Annotated in this window: 27 protein-coding genes; 2 read left to right on the forward strand and 25 right to left on the reverse strand. The window is 36.2% G+C overall.

Translation table 11 applies throughout. The annotated features are described in order from the left end of the window. Positions 1 to 69: 69 nt before the first annotated feature. From BQ6100_RS12945 to msrA, 8 genes are all read right to left on the reverse strand, one after another. Entirely contained in the window at positions 70 to 708 is a 639-nt protein-coding gene (locus BQ6100_RS12945) for a 3-oxoacid CoA-transferase subunit B (protein WP_075982008.1), read from the reverse strand. Further along, a complete protein-coding gene (locus tag BQ6100_RS12950) occupies positions 693 to 1388 on the reverse strand; it encodes a CoA transferase subunit A (RefSeq protein ID WP_075982009.1) in 696 nt (231 codons plus the stop codon). The genes BQ6100_RS12945 and BQ6100_RS12950 overlap by 16 nt, the downstream gene beginning before the upstream one ends. Then, positions 1389 to 2744, reverse strand: coding sequence for an aspartate aminotransferase family protein (locus BQ6100_RS12955; protein WP_075982010.1), 1356 nt, complete (start codon positions 2742 to 2744; stop codon positions 1389 to 1391). Between the two features lie 171 nt (positions 2745 to 2915). Continuing rightward, positions 2916 to 3896: a S66 family peptidase gene (locus tag BQ6100_RS12960; RefSeq protein WP_075982011.1), complete on the reverse strand. Its 981-nt coding sequence runs from the start codon at positions 3894 to 3896 to the stop codon at positions 2916 to 2918. A 25-nt stretch (positions 3897 to 3921) separates the two neighbouring features. Beyond that, on the reverse strand, positions 3922 to 5388 hold the full coding sequence (locus tag BQ6100_RS12965; RefSeq protein ID WP_075982012.1) for an NAD(P)/FAD-dependent oxidoreductase: 1467 nt from the start codon (positions 5386 to 5388) through the stop codon (positions 3922 to 3924). A 244-nt stretch (positions 5389 to 5632) separates the two neighbouring features. Then, a complete protein-coding gene (locus tag BQ6100_RS21925) occupies positions 5633 to 5794 on the reverse strand; it encodes a YjcZ family sporulation protein (protein WP_075982013.1) in 162 nt (53 codons plus the stop codon). Between the two features lie 138 nt (positions 5795 to 5932). After that, a complete protein-coding gene (msrB, locus tag BQ6100_RS12975; protein ID WP_075982014.1) occupies positions 5933 to 6367 on the reverse strand; it encodes a peptide-methionine (R)-S-oxide reductase MsrB in 435 nt (144 codons plus the stop codon). Continuing rightward, positions 6360 to 6848 (reverse strand): peptide-methionine (S)-S-oxide reductase MsrA, encoded by a 489-nt coding sequence (gene msrA, locus BQ6100_RS12980; RefSeq protein WP_315970036.1) that lies wholly within the window; start codon positions 6846 to 6848, stop codon positions 6360 to 6362. Before msrA ends, msrB begins: the two co-directional genes overlap by 8 nt. Positions 6849 to 7058: 210 nt before the next feature. On the opposite strand from msrA, the gene BQ6100_RS12985 reads away from it, so the two are divergent. Next, a complete protein-coding gene (locus BQ6100_RS12985; protein ID WP_075982016.1) occupies positions 7059 to 7673 on the forward strand; it encodes a DUF4397 domain-containing protein in 615 nt (204 codons plus the stop codon). A gap of 34 nt (positions 7674 to 7707) precedes the next feature. Here BQ6100_RS12985 and BQ6100_RS12990 read toward each other — a convergent pair whose 3' ends face one another. The 16 genes from BQ6100_RS12990 to BQ6100_RS13065 all read right to left on the reverse strand — a co-directional run bounded on the left by BQ6100_RS12990 (position 7708) and on the right by BQ6100_RS13065 (position 20592). Continuing rightward, entirely contained in the window at positions 7708 to 8328 is a 621-nt protein-coding gene (locus tag BQ6100_RS12990) for a YpmS family protein (RefSeq protein WP_315970023.1), read from the reverse strand. Beyond that, on the reverse strand, positions 8288 to 9121 hold the full coding sequence (locus BQ6100_RS12995) for an SGNH/GDSL hydrolase family protein (RefSeq protein WP_075982018.1): 834 nt from the start codon (positions 9119 to 9121) through the stop codon (positions 8288 to 8290). The genes BQ6100_RS12990 and BQ6100_RS12995 overlap by 41 nt, the downstream gene beginning before the upstream one ends. A 106-nt stretch (positions 9122 to 9227) precedes the next feature. After that, positions 9228 to 9809 carry an SCO family protein gene (locus tag BQ6100_RS13000; protein ID WP_075982019.1) on the reverse strand — a complete coding sequence of 194 codons (582 nt, stop codon included), beginning with the start codon at positions 9807 to 9809 and terminating at the stop codon, positions 9228 to 9230. Positions 9810 to 10003: 194 nt separating this feature from the next. Further along, positions 10004 to 10846, reverse strand: a complete 843-nt coding sequence (locus BQ6100_RS13005) for a DegV family protein (protein ID WP_075982020.1) — start codon at positions 10844 to 10846, stop codon at positions 10004 to 10006. Between the two features lie 146 nt (positions 10847 to 10992). After that, the gene (locus BQ6100_RS22020) at positions 10993 to 11295 is read right to left on the reverse strand and encodes a DUF5658 family protein (protein ID WP_075982021.1); all 303 of its coding nucleotides are present in this window, start codon (positions 11293 to 11295) and stop codon (positions 10993 to 10995) included. A gap of 173 nt (positions 11296 to 11468) precedes the next feature. Beyond that, positions 11469 to 12227 carry a twin-arginine translocase subunit TatC gene (tatC, locus tag BQ6100_RS13015; RefSeq protein ID WP_075982022.1) on the reverse strand — a complete coding sequence of 253 codons (759 nt, stop codon included), beginning with the start codon at positions 12225 to 12227 and terminating at the stop codon, positions 11469 to 11471. A gap of 64 nt (positions 12228 to 12291) precedes the next feature. Continuing rightward, entirely contained in the window at positions 12292 to 12486 is a 195-nt protein-coding gene (gene tatA, locus BQ6100_RS13020) for a twin-arginine translocase TatA/TatE family subunit (protein ID WP_075982023.1), read from the reverse strand. A 204-nt stretch (positions 12487 to 12690) separates the two neighbouring features. Beyond that, a complete protein-coding gene (ilvA, locus tag BQ6100_RS13025) occupies positions 12691 to 13959 on the reverse strand; it encodes a threonine ammonia-lyase IlvA (RefSeq protein WP_075982024.1) in 1269 nt (422 codons plus the stop codon). 212 nt (positions 13960 to 14171) lie between these two features. Then, entirely contained in the window at positions 14172 to 14879 is a 708-nt protein-coding gene (locus tag BQ6100_RS13030) for a lysophospholipid acyltransferase family protein (protein ID WP_075982025.1), read from the reverse strand. A 124-nt stretch (positions 14880 to 15003) separates the two neighbouring features. Continuing rightward, positions 15004 to 15489, reverse strand: coding sequence for a dihydrofolate reductase (locus BQ6100_RS13035; protein ID WP_075982026.1), 486 nt, complete (start codon positions 15487 to 15489; stop codon positions 15004 to 15006). After that, positions 15486 to 16280: a thymidylate synthase gene (locus BQ6100_RS13040; RefSeq protein WP_075982027.1), complete on the reverse strand. Its 795-nt coding sequence runs from the start codon at positions 16278 to 16280 to the stop codon at positions 15486 to 15488. Before BQ6100_RS13040 ends, BQ6100_RS13035 begins: the two co-directional genes overlap by 4 nt. A 73-nt stretch (positions 16281 to 16353) precedes the next feature. After that, positions 16354 to 17055, reverse strand: coding sequence for an anthrax toxin lethal factor-related metalloendopeptidase (locus BQ6100_RS13045; protein WP_075982028.1), 702 nt, complete (start codon positions 17053 to 17055; stop codon positions 16354 to 16356). Positions 17056 to 17233: 178 nt separating this feature from the next. Continuing rightward, a complete protein-coding gene (locus tag BQ6100_RS13050) occupies positions 17234 to 17833 on the reverse strand; it encodes a YpjP family protein (protein ID WP_075982029.1) in 600 nt (199 codons plus the stop codon). A gap of 19 nt (positions 17834 to 17852) precedes the next feature. Further along, positions 17853 to 19040 carry an LL-diaminopimelate aminotransferase gene (locus tag BQ6100_RS13055; RefSeq protein WP_075982030.1) on the reverse strand — a complete coding sequence of 396 codons (1188 nt, stop codon included), beginning with the start codon at positions 19038 to 19040 and terminating at the stop codon, positions 17853 to 17855. A gap of 239 nt (positions 19041 to 19279) precedes the next feature. Continuing rightward, positions 19280 to 20053 carry a class I SAM-dependent methyltransferase gene (locus BQ6100_RS13060; RefSeq protein ID WP_075982031.1) on the reverse strand — a complete coding sequence of 258 codons (774 nt, stop codon included), beginning with the start codon at positions 20051 to 20053 and terminating at the stop codon, positions 19280 to 19282. A 104-nt stretch (positions 20054 to 20157) separates the two neighbouring features. Further along, positions 20158 to 20592 carry a BrxA/BrxB family bacilliredoxin gene (locus tag BQ6100_RS13065; RefSeq protein ID WP_075982032.1) on the reverse strand — a complete coding sequence of 145 codons (435 nt, stop codon included), beginning with the start codon at positions 20590 to 20592 and terminating at the stop codon, positions 20158 to 20160. A gap of 180 nt (positions 20593 to 20772) precedes the next feature. Here BQ6100_RS13065 and BQ6100_RS13070 point away from each other — a divergent pair, with 180 nt between their 5' ends. Then, positions 20773 to 21606, forward strand: coding sequence for a polysaccharide deacetylase family protein (locus tag BQ6100_RS13070; protein WP_075982033.1), 834 nt, complete (start codon positions 20773 to 20775; stop codon positions 21604 to 21606). A 124-nt stretch (positions 21607 to 21730) separates the two neighbouring features. Here BQ6100_RS13070 and BQ6100_RS13075 read toward each other — a convergent pair whose 3' ends face one another. Further along, positions 21731 to 22858: a conserved virulence factor C family protein gene (locus tag BQ6100_RS13075; protein ID WP_075982034.1), complete on the reverse strand. Its 1128-nt coding sequence runs from the start codon at positions 22856 to 22858 to the stop codon at positions 21731 to 21733. Positions 22859 to 23170: the final 312 nt, after the last annotated feature.

Here is a 23170-nt window from a genome sequence, read left to right on the forward strand (position 1 = left end):
TTAATATTAAAATATCTTTAATGGAAACTTATGATTTAATTATCATTGCATCAAAAAGAAGCCAGATTCTTAATGAGTAAACTCACAGTCAGTATGATTTTTAATATCTACTAAACTATGTGGCTCAAATATTTCTAAAAGATGCAGTCCGGTTTTTGATACTGAAAATACCGCCATATCTGTAATAATTAAATCAGCACTTCTTGTGGAGGTGAGTGGTAAGGTGCAGTTTTCTACGATTTTCGGCTTCCCATCTTTATCTAGATGACTCATAACCACAATAACCTTCCTCGCCTTTTGTGCAAGCTCCATCGCTCCCCCCATTCCAGGAATTTTCTTCCCTGGAACGATCCAATTCGCTATATCCCCAAACCTGCTCACCTGAAGTGACCCTAGAACTGTCATATCAAGGAATCCCCTTCGGATCATGCCAAAAGCTATTGCACTATCACAATAGGACGCAAAAGGGAGTGTTGTAACAGGATAGCCACCCGCATTACATAAATTTTCATCTTCCATTCCCGCCATTGGGCTTGGTCCCATTCCCAAAATTCCATTTTCTGCATGGAAGACAACGTTCATATTGGGAGATAGGTGATTAGGAATTAGCGAAGGGATTCCTATACCTAAATTGACAACCATCCCATTTTTTATTTCTTCAGCTGCTCTTTTTGCCATTCTATTGCGAATATCTACTCCCATGCCCATTTCCAATTAACTCCTCTTGATGGAATGATATAATTTACAAAGACACCTGGTGTTACAATCTCCTCTGGGTTAAGATGGCCAATTGGAACAATTTCCTCCACTTCAGCTATCGTTATATCTCCAGCCATTGCAACGAGTGGATTCGTATTTCTTGCACTCTTGTCATAAACAAGATTCCCATAGGAATCTGCCTTTTTGGCGTAAACAATAGAAACCTCGGCTGTTAGAGCAGTCTCTACCAAAAATTCCTCCCCTTGAAGTTCAAAGGTAGGTTTATTGCGAGCGACTACCTCATTATCCTTTCCTATATCTGTTAGGATTGCTGCTAGTCCCACCCCTCCAGCTCTAATTCGTTCGGCCAATGTTCCCTGAGGTGAAAATTCCACTTCTAGCTTTCCTTCCGTCATTAGCTGCCCTGCTATAGGATTAGAGCCAATATGTGACGCAATAATTTTTTTAGCTAGCCCTTTGCTTACGATTTTCCCAATCCCAATATGAGGAAATCCAGTATCATTTCCAATTAATGTAAGTTCGCAAATCCCCTTTTCAATAATGGCATCTATTAATGTGGGTGGAGAACCGACCCCACCAAACCCTCCGAACATTAAGGTCATACCACTATGAAAATGAGACATCGCCTCACTTAAGGTGACAATTTTTCCAAATGGATTCTCCGCCATTTATGTTTCTTCTCCGTTCGTTTTATTTATTTTTTCTTCAAATTCTCGAAATGCTTTTGAAAGCAAATTCACTAACAAATCTAATTCTTGAAAGGTAATATTTAATGGAGGTGCGATTAATACGGCATCTCCATTGATTCCATCAAGACCTGCTCCTGCCGGGTAAAGGATTAATCCATTTCTTTGGGCAATTTTAATAATCATTTGCGTTACTTGAAGGTTTCTCGAGAAGGGCATTTTTGAATGAGAATCCTGGACAAATTCCATTCCAAGCAATAATCCTTTGCCGCGAATATCTCCAATAAAAGGATATTGATTTTGCAATTCCTCTAGCTTTTCTCGCAAATAACTACTTTTTTCCTCAACCTTGTTCAAGATATTATTTTTTTCAAGATATTCTAAAACAGCCAATGACACGGCACATGCTTGTGGATTCGCGCTCAATGTGTGGCCACTCATAATCGATTTTGACCCTTTAATGATAGGCTCCATTACTTGATTGCTTACTAGTGTGGCTGCTATTGCCGTATAGCCAGCTCCCATACCCTTGCCTAATGTGACGATATCAGGTAAAACCCCCCAATGCTCACATGCAAGCATCGCTCCAGTTCTTCCACATCCGGTCATGACCTCATCTGCAATAAATAGAATGTCATGCTTTTCGCAAATTTCCTTTATTTCTTTGTAATAGTTTTTAGGAGGAGTAATCGCTCCACCAGCTGCTCCAATCACTGGTTCGGCAATAAATGCTGCAATATGCTTAGACCCTATTCTTTGAATGACAGAATCCAGCTCTTGAGCGCATTGTAGACCACATGTATCAGGGGCCAATCCGTATGGACAGCGATAACAATAGGGAGGGTTTATTACAGGGAATTCTTCTAAAAGGGAGACAAATCGTTCCCTTCGACCAGGATGACCTGACATGGATAGAGAACCTAATGTAATTCCGTGATAGCTAACCCATCTAGATAAAACCTTTGTTTTTGTATGGACACCACGTTCCTGCCAGTATTGAATTGCTATTTTCATAGCGGTTTCTGTAGCCTCCGAACCACTATTGACGAAAAAGCTCCAATTTAAGTCACCCTTAGTAAGTTCAGACAATTTGTTTGCAAGTCTTTCTGCTGGTTCACTTGTAAACTGGGAACGATAAACAAAGGATACCTTTTTCGCTTGGTTATACATCGCTTCGATAATTTCCTCGACACCATGACCGATATTCGCTGTTATGGCACCCGATGAAGCATCTAAATATTTGTTACCATCCACATCAAAGAGGAATACCCCCTTACCATAATCAACTTTTGGATAAACCCCTTCTAAATCTGGTTTTATTAAATATGATTGGACCATGCCCCTCCCCCATTCATTTAGGAAAAAACGTTGCTATTTTCAGCTCTCAATTCATTGTATGAGTAAAAAAAGAAATCTTTCTTATGGAGTTTTGAAAATTAAGGAATACCTACCTAAATAAAAAAAGGAACTGAGCTCTATACGAGTCAGTTCTTTTTCTATTATAAGCATCTATTCTTCTTGCTCTATGACGATTTCTGTCCTTTGGCCGTTCGCTTTAACAGTTGCCATTGAACCGATTGGAATCGTTGCCAGAGGTTGAACGTGTCCAAAGTTGACGTTCGCAATAACAGGAATATGTTGTAGTTCTGGTTTTGAATGAATGATTTTTTTGATAGCCTCGTCAGTTACATTCGAGTCTTTTTGAAAGCGACCAATTAGTACAGCCTTGATATCCTTTGCATCTGGTAATTGAAGAAGCGATTGTAAATCCCTTTCAAAAACGAGACTATGGGACTCGTAATCATCTTCAATAAATAGAATGGCATTCTTTAATGACGGCATATACTCCGTCCCCTGAAGCAAATTCATTGTACAAAGATTTCCACCAATAAGCCTGCCGCGGGCCTCACCTTCATGAATCACTAAGTATGAATCTTGCTCTATAAATTCTCGCTTCTCTTGATCTAAATACCAGGGATCATCACTCCAATGGGAGGATGGTTGAATTTCGTATGGTGCATCGTTCGTCAATGCAGTTAGGAAGGATTCCATGGTGTAATCCAGACCATATTTCACCCCAAATGTAGAAAAAAATGGTCCCGAATAGGTGACTAAACCAGTTTTACGATAAATGGCAAGGCTTAAAGCAGTAATATCACTATATCCACAAAACACCTTTGGATTCCTTTTGATTAACTCATAATCAATTGCATTTAATAGTTGATTGGAATTATAACCACCTAAAACGGTTAGGATCCCTTTAACATTTGGATCCTTAAAGGCATCATGTAAATCTTCTACCCTTTCATCAACGGAAGAACTAAAAAATTCATCATGCTCAAAAATATGAGTCCCATATGTAACTTGAAAGCCAAGCCCATGTAATCGCTCTGTTGCTATTGTTAGCTGCTCGTCCTTTATAATTGCAGCACTTGTAGATGGAGCAATTATTCTGATTTCATCACCTAGCTGTAATTTACTTGCAAACATACTTCTCCCCTCACATTCTATAAGGTTACACATGGATATTCTTGTATTCTACTTTTGAATGAATTTTATTAACAATATCACGGGCAATCCACACGCCACAAGCACTTGCTTGAGCTAAGCCTCTCGTCACACCAGCACCATCTCCACCAACATATAATCCGCTAATCTCAGTTTCAAAGTGATTATTTAATTTTGGGCGAGCAGAATAGAATTTTGCCTCTACACCGTAAAATAGTGTATGTTCCGAGGCTAGACCTGGTGTAACATGATTTAATGCCTCTGTCATTTCTATTAAACTTTTAAGTGTATTATATGGCAAAACGAGACCTAAGTCACCAGGTACAGCTTCCTTCAGGGTTGGTTCAATAAAACCTTCCTTGATCCTTTTTTCAGTTGACCTTCGACCTTTCAGTATATCACCGTATTTTTGAACAATCAGCCCACCATTGGATAAACTATTTGCAAGTCTAGAGATTCCATGGGCATACTCATTTGGTTTATCAAACGGCTCTGAAAAGCTATGTGAAACAAGTAAGGCAAAATTGGTATTCATACTCCCCAATTTCGGATCCCGATAAGCATGACCATTGGCTAACATTGTTCCTGAATGATTCTCTACGACAACATGTCCAGATGGGTTGCTGCAGAATGTTCTTACCCTTGTGCCAACGGATGTATTATAGACAAATTTTCCTTCATAAAGATGCTGATTGATTTCCTCCATGACAATATTAGAGGTTTCAACACGGACACCGATATCTACCTGATTGTTTAACATTTGCAGTCTCCGTGATTTCATCAGCTTTGTAAGCCATACAGAGCCATCCCGGCCTGGTGCAATAACCACCTTTTCTGCTGTTAATTCTTCTTTAGATTTCAGCTTAATTCCAGTAATTTTGAACCCTTCCGAATTCCTCTCGGTTAATAGATCCTCTACTTCTTTTTTATAAACCATATCAATCTTTTCTCTTAAATACTCATAAATACTTTTCATAATCTCTAAGTTTTGTTCCGTCCCTAAATGCCTAACTTGAGCGCGAAGCAATTTTAATCCAACTGCGTATCCTCGATGTTCGATATCCTTTACCTCAGGTGTTAATGGATTGGTAATGGTTTTTGTTGCCCCATGCTTCAGGTTGATTTCATCCACATATTTGATTAAATTAACAACGGTTGAATCGGGAAGGTAGTCTGTCATCCAGCCACCAAATTCACTGGTGATATTAAACTTTCCATCTGAGTAAGCTCCAGCACCTCCAAAGCCATTTGTGATAGAACACGCTGGCAGGCAACCAGCAAATTCTTTTCTACCTGCAGCTGGTGGGCATTTTTCAATCCTTTTTTCCAAGATTGGACAATTTCTTCTATAAATATCATGACCTTTATCAATAAGCAGAATATTTGCTTCCGGTAATTTTAATGTTAGTTCATAGCATGCAAAGATTCCTGCAGGACCTGCTCCAACAACAATCACATCATAGTTAGTCTTCATCCGTATTCCCCCAGAACGTAATTCTTCGTATTTTTACCTCATCCTTTTTAAGCATATCATAAGTTTTTCCTTTTGTCGATTTAAAACACGAACTATATAAGTAAATATAATATTAACGTTCGTGTTATCACTTGTGAATCTTCATTTGCTTCATGCAAAAATGACCATACTCTGTTTTGATTGTTTGTATATCCTTAAACAATCATAAACGAGGAGCATGGTCTTCTTTTTTCGCTTTTATTGATTATAATTTCCCGTAGCAGCTTGCACCAATAATGATGAGTAAAATAAATAATACGACAATCAGTACAAAACAATTTCCTCCAAATCCACTATAACAAGGTTGTGCGTATCCAAAACCTTGATAACATGGATCACATCCACAAGAACCATATCCATATTGCATGCATATATCACTCCTTGAATAACATTCATTTCGATATTAGCTTATGTTATAGGTACTTGACCTGCATGTGTATTTGCCTAAGTAAATAATAAAAGCGAAAGCCGACAGATGGTCATTCCATTTCTGTCGGCTTTCGCTTTATTTTTCATTAAATAGCTTTAAATACTCACCATAGCCTTCTTCTTGAAGCTTCTCCTTTGGTATAAATCTTAACGCTGCAGAATTCATACAATATCTTAGACCTGTTGGCTCAGGTCCATCATCAAATACATGCCCTAGATGCGAATCGGCTGTCTTTGATCGGACCTCTGTGCGAATCATAAAATGACTTTTATCCTCTTTCTCAACAAGCTCCTCTTCATGTAGTGGCTTGGAAAAACTTGGCCATCCACAACCAGCATCGAATTTATCCTTTGAGCTAAACAGTGGTTTTCCTGAAACGAGATCCACATATATACCTTCGCGAAATTCATTCCAATATTCATTGCGAAAGGGTGGTTCTGTTCCGCTATTTTGCGTAACATGATATTGAATTTCAGTAAGTTGCTTTTTCAAATGATCCTTATCAGCCATTTCTTTCACCCCAATATTTTTTAGTAAAGGCCTCTCTCCCTGATCCCGTATGATAAGATTTATATCTTAAAGGATTTTTCTTATAAAAATGCTGGTGATAATCCTCCGCAGGAAAAAAGACTCCCGCTTGAAGGATCTTGGTTGCGATTGGCTTTCTAAATATTCCGCTTTCTTCGAGTTTTTTCTTTGATTTTTCCGCTGCTTGCTTTTGATCCTCATTATGATAAAAAATGGCCGTTTGATAGGATGAACCTCTGTCGTAAAATTGACCCCCTTCATCCGTTGGATCAATTTGCTGCCAATATATTTCCAATAACCTTTCATATGAAAAGAGTGTAGGGTCAAATGTAATTTGCACCGCTTCATAATGCCCTGTTTTATCAGAACAAACCTCTTCATAAGTAGGGTTTTCTTTATGTCCACCGGTGTAGCCTGAAACCACTTTAATTATTCCAGGCTGCTCATCAAACGGCTTCACCATACACCAGAAGCATCCACCAGCAAATGTGGCTAATTCATAATTGTCCTCCGTCAATTGATACGCACCTCCATAGTAATAACCTTTTGATATTCCCACTATAAATTATATGATAACAGTAGTAATTTTCAAAAAATCCAGCTTTACTAAACCTCCATCAACTTTCATACATATGTAATATATTTCGTTTAATTATTAAAGAGAGGGATGTGTATGAACAAAGAATTACCTCTATACGGAAAGATTCGTTTTTTTCATGCCGCTTCTAACAGAGACAAGGTTGATATATTTATAAACCGCTATCGAATCCTACAGAACCTCCCATTCAAAGAAGGAAGTCGTAATCTTTTCCTTCGCGCTGGAGTTTATCAAGTAGAAGTATATGAAACATCGAAACCATCCTTCCCCTTCATGAGGAAAATAATATTTATTAATCCAGGGAAGATATATACGATCGCCTTATGTGAAGGAACGGAAGAAGTTGATCTCCTTCTCTTTGAACATTCGACAAAGGTTCCAATTGGTGAAACAAAATTCCGATTGATTCATCTTGCAAATAATCGTCAAGCTATTGACTTAAAGGCAACCTATGGAGACGTTGTTTTTTCAAATATTCATTTTAGTCAATCCACTAATTACTTGGGCCTAACCCCAATGATGGTTGATTTAGAAATAAGAAAGTCTGGAACAAAAAGGATCCTACTCCCACTGCCAAGGCTTTTATTTAAACCAAATCGAATCTATTCTATTTTTTTATTAGATTCTCAATTGGATGATACAAAATTTGAAGTACAAGTACTTGAGGATTACCGAGTCAGATTCCCATAAGAGACATTTAAAGTAAGGAAAGGCATACCAACACTTATTTGATTGGTATGCCAAATGTTAAATTGATTTCATCATGAAGTAAATCAAATTTATTTACCTGTACTCGTAAATCGCTTTTTAGCTTCATATTTTGTAACGAAACATAAACCTGTTCCTCTTGAGGTTCAATAATTACCCAATCAGGTAGTTTATATTGTTGGGCAACAAATTTCAATACATAAGATACCGGTAAGTGCAGTTTTCCTATCGATATCGATTTTTGCTTAAGCAGTAAGTCTCCATTACTCAACGCCTGTGGCTCAAAGGTTAGCCTTAATTGAACATCCTCTCCAAAAAAGCCAAGCGTTCCATAAAGCTCCACTTCATCCCTTAAATAAACCTCATAGTCAATAGCTCCTTTAGCTTCCTTTTTTATATAATAATTGATGACTTTATTTAAATCATCTTTATTGGTTTCGACTGGAAATGATACAAGACTTTGTTTTTTGGTATTCACCTTGACCTGTTGTTTAGAATCTGAAGGAACCAAGACCATGATAATAAGAAAAAGGGTGATAGCAATATTTATCCCTAATAGTAGAAAGAAAAGCCCTTTCCAATGATTTCTCATTTCATTAATATGCCTCACTTCTGGATGTGACTTTTTTATTAGCAATAACAGCTAAAGCTTGATCATCCAGCTGCTCATAGATACGATTTGCAATCAGTTCATAGCCTTTATCATTGGGATGAAAGTAATCTTTATACAATAAATTTTCCTCGTTTTCCTGAAAAATATCATCAATTTCGACAAAAAAGGATTGATCAAATTCGGAAATAATCATTCTACTCGTCTGATTCCAATCATTAAGGATTGTGTTCATTTCTTCAACATTCGAAAACCATTGACTAAAAGGATTGTATAATCCAATTAAAACAATGACTGCCTCTGAATTTTCGTTTCGAATCAATTCAATCACTTCACGAAGGTTTTTTTCATAAGTTACTTTTTCCTTATCAAAAGCTTGAATCTGAAGATTAGTCAGATTTTCCTTCACGACCTTCATAATGTCATTACCACCCATTGTAATAATAACCATATCTGATTCATGAATCGCTTCCTTCACTACAGGCTTAGCTAGCCTTTGTAAAATTTGTGAGCTGCGATTTCCCTTGACCCCGAAATTTGAGAAGGTGACCTTATTTATCCCTTTTTCTTTCTCAAGACTTTTCTCTAAGTAAGGCAAGTATCCACCGCTCTTTGTACTATCACCAATACCCTCAGTCAAGGAGTCACCAATAGACACAACCTTTAGATTTTGAGGTATAAAATCGTTTGGAATAGAAGATTTCCCACTTACCGTTGTTTCCTTAAATTGAATGAAATTTTCTTTATCAAGTAAATGACATCCATTTGTGAATGTTAATATAAAACCTACAGCAAGAAGAAAGGTGAATGTCTTTTTCATCATTTTCACCTACCTTTACAAATATAAATATTATATCATCTGTGTTTCTATTCAATAGAGTGTAAATGATTCCAAATGAGGGTAAAAAAATAGACCTATGGTAGGTCTATTGCAAAGCTTCAATATCATTCAAGATAATTTTAAATGGAATTTTATTAAGTCCAGTATAATATTTCACTATGGTTCCGTTTTGATCGACTAAATAAAAATCCGTTCCATGAATGACTTGGTCTTCATTTTCTGGTTTTTTTACCATCGCTTTAAAATTTTCCATAGCAAATTTCTCGATACTTTCTTGGGAATAGCCTGTTAGGAAATGCCAATTTTTAAAATTAACACTAAAGCTTTCACCAAATTCTTTCAATTTTTCCGGTTTATCAACCTCAGGGTCAACGCTAAATGATACAAATTCAATATTTTTAATGTTCTCGTCCTTAACCATTTGTTGCAGCTTTGCCATGTTAGAAGTCATCGGGAGACAAACATCGATACAAGTAGTAAAAATAAAATCTGCCACCCATACTTTTCCCTTTAAATCTTGAAGTCCAAATGGATTTCCATCTTGATCAGTATAAGAAAAGTCATCTTTAATCGGCCAATCTCTTTTATCCTTGATTTCCTTTTGGCCACATGCAGAAAGCAACATTGCCATCACGATCAAAATGCTTGCTAGTATTCTAATTTTCATCCGCTTCACCTGCATTCACTCTTGGGTTATATCGACAATAATTTTAACAAAGGATTAAGAAATTTAAAAGAAAAAGGTTTAACAAATAAGTGACAACAAGGAATCTATCTCTCTATCAACCATTAATTAACGGAGAAATTTCGGGTAATATCAAAAAAGGCTGTCCAGGAATGAGACAAGCCTTTGATAGGATGTTATTCAAAATAATACATAAAGCCTATGGCACCTGCACCTGTATGGGTAGAAACAATTGGTGTTGTATAATCAATTTCAACCTTGTCATATCCAGTCATTTCAAAAATGAGGTTCTTTAACTTGTTGGCGAGCTCTTGCCCTTCAGCGTGTGCAATTCCAACCCCTTTTATAGTCTTCCCTTTGACATCCTCAGCAAATTGCTTAGCTAAATATTTTACTACTTGGGTGTGACTTCTAACAGAATGTACAGGGTTATAGACGCCCCCTTCAAGCGAAGCAATCGGTTTTATGTGTAATAACGAGCCGATTAATCCCTTTCCTTTGCCAATTCGCCCACCCTTAACCAAATTCTCTAAAGTATCAACCACAACGAAAAGTTTTGTTGCTGTTCTCACTTCATTGATTCTTTCTATAATCTCTTCAGAAGATTTTCCATTGAGAGCCATCTTCGCTGCTTCAATAACCTGAAAGGATAGGGCCTTTGAAATAAATCTTGAATCAATTACTGTAACTTTTGCTTTCGACATTTGTGCCGCTGTTTCAGCTGATTGCACCGTTCCACTCATACCACCTGTCATATGAATAGAGATGATTTCATATCCTTCATCTGCTAAACGATCATACAGCTCTAAAAACACTCCAGTAGGGGGCTGTGAGCTCTTGGGTAGTTCTGATGCCTGTCCCATTTTTTGGATAAATTCTACTGGAGTAATATCTACCCGATCAACGTAGGTTACTCCATCTATATGAATAGATAATGGTACAACCTCAAGATCATACTTTTCAATTATCTCATTTGAAAGGTCTACGGTTGAGTCGGTTACTATCTTAATTTTCTTCATTTCTTCACTTCACTTCCTAAAGTACATTAGCTATATTATACATGTATTTACTTATCAAATTAAAGAAAAGAAATGACTGAATATCAACTATTTATTAATTTCTTATAGTTTTATTTATATTAAAATAAATTATTACATAACAGCCATTAATAAATAGGGAGCCAAACTATCCATAAAAGATGTGTAACAAAGACGATGGTATATAGAAATGCCGATATCCAGGATAATAAATGCAGCAAATTTGTTTGAGGCAAATTTTTATAGGAAATGAGTAAAAATAGTGAGAGGGATAATACCATTTTTATTGTTAAAAAAAGAATAGGATGTATTTGAAATAGATGATTCATCAATGGGTTTTCTTCTTCAATAAGACTTTTCAACAAACCCAAATACGTTGCCAAGGAATCAAAAATATTTAAAAAGCCAACATAAAGTAATATTTTATTCAATTCCTTTCACCACTTACAATCATACCCAAAAAGGGATTTGGAAATATTTCATTTATTATTTTTATCATCTCCTCATTCATTCTTTTTATGAGTATATTTCTCTTTTTTATACTTTATATCTCTTGTAATACAAAAAAAGAAGCTATCAAAAACGACAGCTTTCTTTTTCAGTATTATTTAGTTTCAGTTGCAAATTCGTCTTCTTCAAGCTCCCATTCCTTTTCCTTTTTTAACCTGCGCTTGTATACGATTTTTGACAAGTTAATACTAACTTCATATAGGAATAGTAGCGGAACTGTTACCATAAAGTCAGACATAAATTCTGGTGGGGTAATGACAATTGCGATGATGACAAGAACAAAATACGCGTATTTTCTTATTTTTGTTAGAACATACGGATTAATAATTCCCAGTGATGTTAAGAACATTACAACAACTGGTAATTCAAACAGCACTCCGAATGGTAAGGTCATATTCATTATAAATCGGAAATATTTTTCGGCGGTAAAATTTGTGACCATCATATCTCCGCCTAAATCAACTAAAAACTTTAAGACCATTGGGAAAATAACAAAATATCCAAAAGCAAGTCCCACGACAAACAAAATAAACAATGCGGGAATATAAGATAATGTAATCTTCTTTTCGTGTGGTTTTAATGCAGGCTTTACAAACAACCAGATTTGTAAGGCTAAAATTGGGATTGTTGCGGCAATCGCAATCACTGAAGCAATCATAAAATAAACCCAGATGATGTCACTAGGACCTAATACGATCAGCTTTACATCTAAATCCCTGACCAACCAGCTATATATGTCCTTAACATAAATAAATCCAAGGACAAAAAATACAATAAAAGCAGCAACAGCAACTAAAATTCTATTTCGAAGCTCATCCAGGTGTTCAACCATATTTAACTCTTTATCTTCCATAATTCTCCCCTGCCAATAATGCTCATGAATTGAAAGAAAAATAAGGTGTAAGATCACTCACACCTTATTTAGTCACATTCTTCTTTTCATCATCTAGTTCTTCAATTACGTCACTCGTTAATTCACGAGTAGATTTTTTAAATTCACGTAATGTTTGACCAAATGCACGACCAATTTCCGGTAATTTCTTAGGTCCAAATATAATTAATGCTAGAATTAGTATTAATATTAAACCTGGAATTCCAATGTTCGAAAGCATGTTGAAACATCCCCTTACTATTCATCTAATGAATCTAACATGATTATAGTACGTTTATCACCTATTGGGTAGTGAGATTGCACCAATGTTCATGAGATATTCACATCTAACAGAAAATTCTATCTTTTATGAAAAACTTTTTATGTAATTGTGCAAAAAAACTACGGTAATAAAGTATCAAAATCATTTTAACATAAAGGAATATTAAATCAACAAATTAAAAAGATTACTGTCCTTATTTATTTCTGTAAAGGCAAATTTCTTTCTTTCCATTCTAGCAATTAGGGAGCCATAATCCTCTTTGCTTTTTAGTTCTATTCCAACTAGTGCTGGTCCATTCTCTTTATTATTCTTTTTTGTATATTCAAAACGAGTAATATCATCATTCGGTCCAAGTACTTCATCAAGAAATTCTCTTAATGCTCCTGCACGTTGTGGAAAATTAACAATAAAATAATGCAATAATCCTTCATACATTAAGGAGCGTTCTTTAATCTCCTGCATCCTACCGATGTCATTATTGCCCCCACTTACAACACAAACAACAGTTTTTCCCTTGATCTCGTCTCGATAAAAATCAAGGGCTGCAATTGGCAATGCCCCTGCAGGCTCCGCTACGATGGCATGCTCATTATAAAGTTCTAAAATGGTTGTACATACCTTGCCTTCTGGTACTACTACTGTATCTTCCAAAAGCTCTGATAAAATGTCATATGTCTTTTCCCCAACAATTTTTACTGCTGCCCCATCAACAAAACTGTCAATCTCTTCAAGAGGGGTAACTCCTCCTGATTCAATAGAGGTTTTCATTGAAGATGCTCCCTGTGGCTCTACACCAATCATCTTTGTATTTGGTGACACACTCTTCATATAAGTGCTTAATCCTGCCATCAAACCTCCGCCACCGATGCTCGCAAAGACAAAATCAATTGGCTCCTCACAATCATTTAAAATCTCAACAGCAGCTGTTCCTTGTCCAGCAATAACCATCTCATCATCAAATGGGTGAATAAAGGAGGAACCTTCTTTTTTACAGTATGCTACCGCTTCGTTATAAGAATCATCAAATGTATCGCCAACTAGAATAATATCCACATACCCACGACCGAACATTTCCACCTGACGAATCTTTTGTTTAGGAGTAGTTGTTGGCATATAAATTTTACCCTTTACGGCTAAGTTTTTACATGCGTATGCTACACCTTGTGCATGATTCCCTGCAGATGCACATACCACCCCATTTTTCAATGCTTCCTCGCCTAAAGATTTCATAAGATAATAAGCACCACGAAGCTTAAAGGATCTAACATGTTGTAAATCCTCTCTTTTTAAATACACGTTGCAGTCATATTTTTCAGACAATCTTTCGTTTTTTTGCAACGGTGTATGGGCAACGATATCTTTAAGCTGTTGGTATGCAATCATGACATCCTCTAATTGCACCCATTTCTTTTTCAATACCTTCTGTTCCATACCTTCACCCTCATTTCTACCCGTTATAATTCTGTCATTATAACACTTTCATCGCCCATTACAATGAAATTTATTTAAATTTTATTATTTTTCTCTCAATTATATCAAACTATTTTTTATTTCATTTAAGAATCACTTCTAAATAAAAAAACGGGACTAATAAGGTTAGCCCGCTTCCATAGTTATCATTGATAAAATAATGAATAATCCACTTATTTATTAGAAATAATTTGTTGAACCTCTTTTGCTAATTCATTTAAGTCCTTATGTTTATGTATTTCTGCTTCAATAGGCTGGCAGATTGTAACGGTAATATTTGCTGGCTTGATTAATCTTCCATTTCTTTCAAAAACTTCAGATGTTCCTTTAATTCTTACAGGAACAACCGGAACCTCTGCCCCCCTTGCTAGTCTAAAGCTCCCTGATTTAAATTCTCCAATTGGCCCGCCTTTGCTTCTAGTACCTTCAGGGAAAACAAGTATGGAGTGACCCTTTTTGATGATATTAACGCCCTCTCGAATCGAACGAACGGCCTGTCTTGGATTGGCACGATCGAGAAAGACACAGTTAATTGCTTCCATCCAAGAAGAAATGATCGGTACCTTCTTAACCTCAATCTTGGATACAAATCCAAACGGCTTTTCAATAAAGCCAAGTAAAACGGGTATATCAAAATCACCTTCATGATTACACACAAAAACAACTGGACCATCAGGAATTAATTCTTGATTTTGAATCGTAATATTGGAACCTGTTATTCTCATAATGGTTCGTGACCATCTTTTCGGCATGTCATGAATCATCCTATCTCTTTCTGCAACAGGAACCTCTTTATTGAATTTTTTCATTTTCGATAGAGTTGGTAGGCTATATATTAAATAACCACTCATATAAAAAAAGCAAGCTAGTAATCTAAGCATGTAAATCCTCCGGTAAGTATCCAATGATTATTAATCTACTAAATTAATAATCATGAGCTGGGTTCTTCTTTAAAAGAGAATAAACAAGTCATTTTGACTTGACTTGTTTATTCATGGCATTTAGTTATTTTTTCTCATAGACAAGAAATTCATAATCAAATGGATTTTTCTCATTCTTAATCCCTTTTTCGGAAGAGATTAATTTCCATTCATCCATTTTGATTTCAGGGAAAAAGGTATCTCCAGGAAAGGCTTCATGAATTTGTGTTAAATATAATCTGTCGGCAAAAGGAAGAACCTCCTTGAATATCTCAGCTCCGCCAATCACAAATACCTCATCATTTTGTGCTTTGTTAAATCGAAGTAATTCATCAACGGATGACATAATTTGACATCCGTCCATTTTGTAATCTTGGTTTCTTGTCATAATGATATTTTCTCTTCCAGGTAATGGGCGACCAATGGACTCATATGTTTTCCGTCCCATAATAATGGGATGGCCCATCGTTACTCTTTTAAAATATTTTAAGTCCTCAGGCAGATGCCAAGGAAGCTCGTTGTTTTTACCGATTACCCTATTCTCATCCATTGCCCATAATAAAGAAATCAAACACTGACCACTCCCTTAATATGAGGATGTGGGTTGTAATCCACTAATTCAAAATCTTCATATTCAAATGAAAAAATATCTTCTACCTCTCGATTAATTTTCATTTTCGGAAGTTCTCGAGGCTCACGTGTTAATTGTAAATGAACTTGCTCAAGATGATTTTGATAAATGTGGACATCACCAAATGTATGGATGAATTCACCAGGCTCTAAATGACAAACCTTAGCGATCATCATCGTTAATATAGCATAAGATGCAATATTAAAAGGAACTCCAAGGAATACATCTGCTGAACGTTGATATAGCTGGCAGGATAGTTTCCCATCTGCAACATTAAATTGAAATAAACAATGACACGGAGGCAAGGCCATCTTTTCGATATCTCCTACATTCCATGCATTGACAATCAACCTTCTAGAACTAGGATTTGTCTTTATTTGGTCTATTAGCTCGCTAATTTGATCGACAGTTTGACCTTCCGAACCAGTCCAAGAACGCCATTGATGACCGTAAACCGGACCGAGATTTCCATTTTCATCTGCCCATTCATTCCAGATCCTAACCCCGTGATCTTGAAGGTATTTGACGTTTGTATCACCGTTTAAGAACCAAAGTAGTTCATAAATGATAGACTTTAAATGTAACTTTTTTGTTGTTAGAAGTGGAAATCCTTCCTGTAAATCAAATCTCATTTGATAGCCAAACGTGGAAATGGTCCCAGTTCCAGTACGATCCTCTTTTTTAACTCCATTTTCTAGTACATGCCTGCATAATTGTAAATATTGTTTCATTCCTCACACACCTTTAAGCCTATTCATCCTATCTATTTTACCAATAGGAAGGAGAAATTACACTACTTCTATTCTATTTTAGAGATTTAATAAATTTATAAGTTTTTGGTGCCTTCTCTAAAAGTAGTTCTCTATATTCTCCTCCTAGATAATAAAGGGCAAAGCATTCCGCAAAATATTCTTCAGGAAAGGAAAGAAAATAGGTTTGACCAGGGAAGAGTAGATACTTTTCCTCCCCCCAAATATTTAGGAAGCCTTTTTGATAGCGGATATTATTAAATACATGTCGATCGATTGAATGAGCAAGCTCATGGAGCTCCAGATTCACTGATCCATGGTCCATTCCCTTGTTACTATATCCAATCTTGACTAAAACTGTCTTAGACCCACCGATACCAGGAACATCATCCCAAGTATGTCCACCGATATAGCCCCTTGGTGAAACCCCTTTTAGATGTCTTACTGTTGGATTATCCGTTAATTTTCCATTAAAAAGCTTTATGACAATCCCTTTATCTTTAATTTTTGTTAATAGCGTTGTGGGTAGACGATCAATTCTTGAGATTATTTCCGCTGCCTTAGTGGTCTCAAATTCATCCTTAGGTAAAATGATGATTTGATCAAGGATTCTATGAGATTTGAGATTAAGTAGGCTTTTTAAATCAGAGGTATCATCCATTTCCCCTAAGTAAATATCGGGACTAGTAGCTTGAGACTTTCCAAGTAGCAAAAATGAGAACACCATTAGTCCAAGGATGATTATCGATTTACGCATAAGGTATTCCTTTCTATCTAAAGTAACCAATCTTTTAATCTATCTAAAATTATATCATAGGCTGGTTACATAATTAGTAGGAGCCTTGAAGGGAATATTATGAGAGTATTGTAATATTCTCCACACAATCAATAATAAGCAAAAAAACAAGGGCATATCCCTTGTTTATCTTCCTTTGCTAACTCATCCATTTTGGCGGGGTATTTTTCCCCCAATAAATAGAACCAAGCTCATGATGGGTTTCAAAAGCATCATGGTAAGTATGATAATGGAAGTTATACCAATAACCTTGTTGTGGTGGATGATCTCGTCTCACATGAAATCTCATTATATCCTGGTTCTTCTTCATGTCTGTAATATGAAAAATCCTTTCGGCGTTCCCTTTCCCGGGTATTTCAGAAACAGCTAAGTATTTCAAGTCTCGTTCAGGGAATTCCGCAACCGCTTCCTTAATCGCTGATTCTATATTTGGAAAAATAATTTCCTTAAATTCATCATGAATAACCGGTTTAATTTTTTCACCGAATTTTAAGTATGACTGATCTTCAGCCTGCTGAAAAATTTGACTAAGTATAACCTCCTTATTAATCTTTTCCTCAGTGGAATAACGTTCTTGCTCCTGATAGCTTGGATTAATAACCTTTTCTTCTAAAGCATCATTCTTAGGTAATTTATTCGCATTTCCATTTTCAATAAATGATATTTGTGTTGGGGTAATTAATCCAAAGGTTAGAATCGATATTAATACAACAAGTGATTTTCGAATCCAAATTGGCATTATCTATACAACCCCCTCACTATTTTATCAGAGATGATTTCTTCAAAATTCCACTTTTTTCAATTTGTTTGATTGTTTGAAGTAATTGCTCCTCTGGTTGAACAAGGGCCATTCTGACATACCCTTCTCCCCATTTCCCAAAGGCGACTCCTGGAGTAACAACGACTTTTGCTTTTTGGATTAAATCAATAGCAAATTGTTTGGATGATTGATAACTTGGAGGAATCTCTGCCCAAACAAACATTGAGGCTTTTGGAGAAGCAACCCTCCAGCCAATTTCATTTAATCCATTAACTAATATATCTCTTCTCTTGCGGTAAATTTTCCGGTTCTCACTTAAAAAGTTCGACTCATCCAAAAGGGCATTTGTTGCTGCCGATTGTATTGGGAAAAATACTCCATAATCGATATTTGACTTAAACTGATTAATTGCATGAATCATTTCCCTGTTTCCAATTGCGTAAGCAACACGACAGCCTGCCATGCTAAAGCTTTTTGACAGGGAATTCAATTCAATCCCAACCTCCTTAGATCCCTCGATCGATAAGAAGCTAATTGGTTTTTCATCAAAGTAGAGCTCCGAATAGGCAAAGTCATGAAGAATAATTATGTTATGCTTATTAGCAAATCGAATTGCTTCTTCAAAAAACTCTTTTGTAGCCAAAGCAGGTACAGGATTTCCAGGAAAATTCAAGATTAGCATGGAGGTTTTATCAAGTACATCCTTTGGAATCTCCTTTAAATCTGGAAGAAATTGATTTTCCTTTTTTAATGGCAGAGGATATAAATTGGCCCCAGCCATCGCAGCACCAGTTGCATAGGCAGTGTAGCCAGGGTCAGGAACTAATATATAATCACCAGGATTACAAAAGACCATTGGTATATGTACAAGTCCATCCTGAGAACCCATTAGCTGTGATACTTCGTGTTTCGAGTCTAAGGAAACCGCATAGTTACGAGCATAAAAGGTACTCACTGCCTCCAAAAATTCATAGGTTCCAGTTAAGGAATAGCCATACATCTCTGGATTATTTGCATATTTACTCACTACCTCAGAAATAAAGGTTGGTGGAGGAAGGTCGGGACTACCAATACTTAAATCAATGACCGCATTCCCCGCTGAAATTTCAGCTTTTTTCATTTGGGTTAATTCCGAAAAGATACTCTCTTGAAAGGCATTCATTCGGTTAGCCAATTTTACCTTCATCTTTTTTACCCTCACTTAAAACCATATATTCAAAAACTATTAATCTAATAATATACTCACTTTACGAAAAAATTCAAAAATAGTTTCATAATTTTATTAATTTTATCGTAAATATAGGTAAGTTGATTAATACTTAGGAGGGAATCAAAATGGAATGGAATATTCTTTTTATCATTGCAACCTTTTTATTATTAGGGTATTTTGTTTACCTTTCTATTACTGATTGACAAATTGTTTTTCTATTTTTCAATCACCCCAAAGTGAAACTTTGCAGATGGTCTAGTATAAACGTCAAACCCAAATCTCTTGAACCGCTCGCTTCTAAAGTGGTCCTTTAATACAATTCTACCTTTTGACACTCTTTTTGCTTCTTGAATCAACTCTTCCGTTAAATCAATATAAACTGCAAATCTTCTTAATCCTTGTATTCCGTCAGATTCAATGATTTGATCCTCAAACATAGGATCGAAATACACGCAGTCAAAGCTGTTTTCTTCCAGCGATTTTAGATATTCAGTTGATAATTGATGAATGACCTGGATACTCCTCATTGCCTTATTGATACCAGTAGAATTAGAGTCCCATTCTTGTAAGCCATTGGCTACTATATAAGCTAAATAGGGATTTCCTTCAACTCCTACCACTGAACCCTCATTTCCAACCTTATATGCTGCCACAATACTGTCTGAAGCTAGACCTAAGGTACAATCCAAAAACCGCTCTCCACTTTTGAGATTACATGCCTGTAAAAATGGGTCGGGTTCTCCCCTCATAATTCTTTTTACTCGGAACATGGCTGAATTTGGGTGGAAAAAGAAGGGTTTACTCCCACCAATTGGATACATTTCTAACCGGTCCTTGCCAACCACGATACAATCGTCATTTAATAATTGTTGAACCGCTTGAATCGAGTTTTTACGCCTTGAAACATATTCAATCTTTAGTTCATTTGCCATGCTTTTTGCCTTTTCAACTAAGCGATTATTTGTTCTTCCTGCTGTTGTGATAAACATATAGATCCTATCCTTTTTATTTGATAAACCATTTTTATTTTATACAATTTTCACTTCAAATAAAAAAAGGACGTCCATTGAGACATCCTTGATTTAGTAATTTTTTAACAATATGTTTCTAATGCATGAATGACATTCTCCATTATTTCTTCCATAGAATGATCCTCAATATCGTGACGGTGAATGAAATGAACGACTTCCTTTCCTTTTAGAAGTGCCATTGACGGAGATGAAGGCTCTATTTCAACAAAATATTCACGCATTTTAGCTGTTGCCTCTTTTTCCTGACCAGCAAATACCGTTACTAAGTGATCAGGTTTTTTCTTCGAATTTTGAAGAGCCTGATTTACTGCAGGTCGTGCAAGACCAGCAGCACAGCCACAAACAGAATTTACAACTACTAATGTTGTACCATCAACGTTTTCCATGAATTGTTCTACGTCATCTGCAGTAAAGAGCTCCTTAAAGCCATTATTCACCAATTCTTCACGCATAGGTTTAACCATCTGCTTCATATATTCTTCATAAGCCATTGACATCATGAAAAACCTCCCTTTTGATTTCTTTGTTAGCATACAATATATAGGCCTTTTAATGCAACGAGTGTGACCTTACTAGTGAGAAGGTAATCTTTTTTTACAAAACATGACATTTTTCCCTACCATTCTACTAAAAACTTCTTTATGATTAAAATGTATTATATTTTCAAAGGAGTAAATATGTTTAACAAGCGGCGGATTCATTTAATTATATTTTTATTATGCCTTAGTGCATTATTTAGTGTTAGTTACACCATTGTAGAATTAAGTTTTTTTCAAAATGATAGAGTTAAAGCTAATTCAAAAATAAGTGACTCTGCTCTTATTAGCCCACAACCATATAAATCTATGGCATTAGCAAATAAGAATATAAACATTAAGCAAAATTTCAACAAATACACTCAAAATATTTATTTGACATTTGATGACGGACCTAATCAGCATACAAAAAAAATCCTTCATATCCTCAAAAGGAAAAAGACCACTGCAACCTTTTTCATGTTAAATGATAATATATTAAAAAATAAAGAAATGGTTGCTGCAGTCAACAAGGCAGGCAATTCCTTAGGATGCCACGGTGTGTCACATCGTGTTGACCGGTTTTATCAAACAAAAAAATCACCGTTAGTGGAAATGAACACTTGCAAAAAATCAATTCTTAAAGCAAGTGGAGAGGAAACCCTCTTAATTCGGGTACCATATGGGAGCTTTCCTAATCTCTCACCTATTCAAAAGAAATATTTAGATCATGCCGGATTTATTATGTGGGATTGGAATGTGGATAGTGAAGACTGGCTAAACAAAAATAAATCAGGAAAATACTTAGTGAATCATGTAGTGAATCAAGTAAAGCAACTTAAGAAACATGACATCACACCAGTAATATTGTTACATGACACGGAAATCTCTGTAAAAGCGTTGCCTAAGCTAATTGATAAACTTCAAGCGATGGGCTATACTTTTCAGCCAATAAATGAACAGATAAAACCATTGCAATTTAGTCCGAAAAATTAAGCCATTTCGTCAAGATGTTACCATTACGTTCAGGTTTTACAACCGATTTGTATTAGTGTATGGTTTTTCTTGATGAATGGCTTATTGTTTTAATGTTTGTGTACATTTTTGAACAAGCTTTAGGTTATTGGTTCTTCCTTGACTCAAGAATTTGCTTCCAAACTGATCCTCTTGCTTCTTCCCCATGTTCAATACGCTCAATAGCAAGCTTTATTTGCATACTCACTTCAAATTCCGGATCATTCTCAGCAGCCTTTAAAGCAGGGAGAGACCGTTCATCACCAACTTCATACAAATACATCGCAGCCCTCCAACGTACAATCTTGCTTGAGTCCTTTAAAGCCTGCATCATCTCCTCCATTGCTTCGGTAAATCCTAAATCCGAAAGACAATCACCGGCAGTCCTACGTACGGAAACACTTTTATCCTTTAATGCTTGATAAAGGTAGGGAAGCACCTGCTTATCTTTAATCATTCCCAAATATACCGTTGCTAGTCTACGAATCGATGCCTTCTCATCTTGTAAAGCCTCAGCTAATACCGGTAAATCCTCGATAACAGGATCCTCCATCCTTTCAAGTAATTGAAACCTCACCAGCCAATCTGAATGCTTGAAACTTTCAAGGTCTACTTTCATCAAATTCCCTCTTTTTATTATGCTGGCTTGTTTATCTCCCTTTGCTTGTATGACAAGTTCTCTTAATCTATCTGGTGGGTAAGTAGCATAAAGCTCCTCAACAACTTCTTTGCCAATTTGCTCAAAATCTCCATAACGGATTCCAAGCTCCTGCCATTTCCTCATATAAACGACATTATCTCCTTCGTTTGTCGCTTCCTCAACTGCTGCTGTATAGGCCTCTGATAAGCCAAATCGCTTTTCTTCCTGTCCATTTATTAATTTCACTTGATAGGGAATCCCCTTAAATATTTGAACAAAAACCTTTATTTCCCCATAATGCTCATCCAATTGTGAAGGAGATTGAACTTCTTCAGCCTCCATTCCAAAGGCGGACCTTACCTTTTGTAGAATTTCCCTCCAGTCAAATTTAGGATTTCTTTCAACTGCTAAAAAATCAGCAACATGATATACTCCCTTGACTCCTTCAATTTTTAATATTTCTCGAATTACTTGTGGTGCACCCTCACTAGAGGCCTTTTTATAGTTATTACTCTTCCCTTTTGGAAGCTCTTCATCTAAATTTATTTTCATTGTATTTGGACTAGGAGTTGGCTCGATGGATATGATTTTCATTGTATCTCCCCTTTATATTGAGATTAGAATTATTTTAACATAGACCCCTAGAGCGTTCATAATTGGTTGCTCAAACCCTTCTTTAAACAAAGGCTCTGTTAAACTTGAATGTTGATTTCCGTTCCAGGCGCAAACGGTTCGCGGGCGTGACGGGGAGCTTACCTCTAGCTAACGCTCCTGCGGGGTCTCCCCTGCCCCGTTTTCCCGCAGGACTTTGAAAAGGCTTCATTGAAAGCACACCGCACGATAAAAATGCTTTAGCATTTTTAGAGGACATTGAAAAGGCTTCATCGAAATCACACCGCACGATAA

The sequence above is a fragment of the Bacillus massilinigeriensis genome (genome assembly GCF_900117315.1).
Taxonomy (GTDB): Bacteria; Bacillota; Bacilli; order Bacillales; family Cytobacillaceae; genus Bacillus_BE; species Bacillus_BE massilionigeriensis.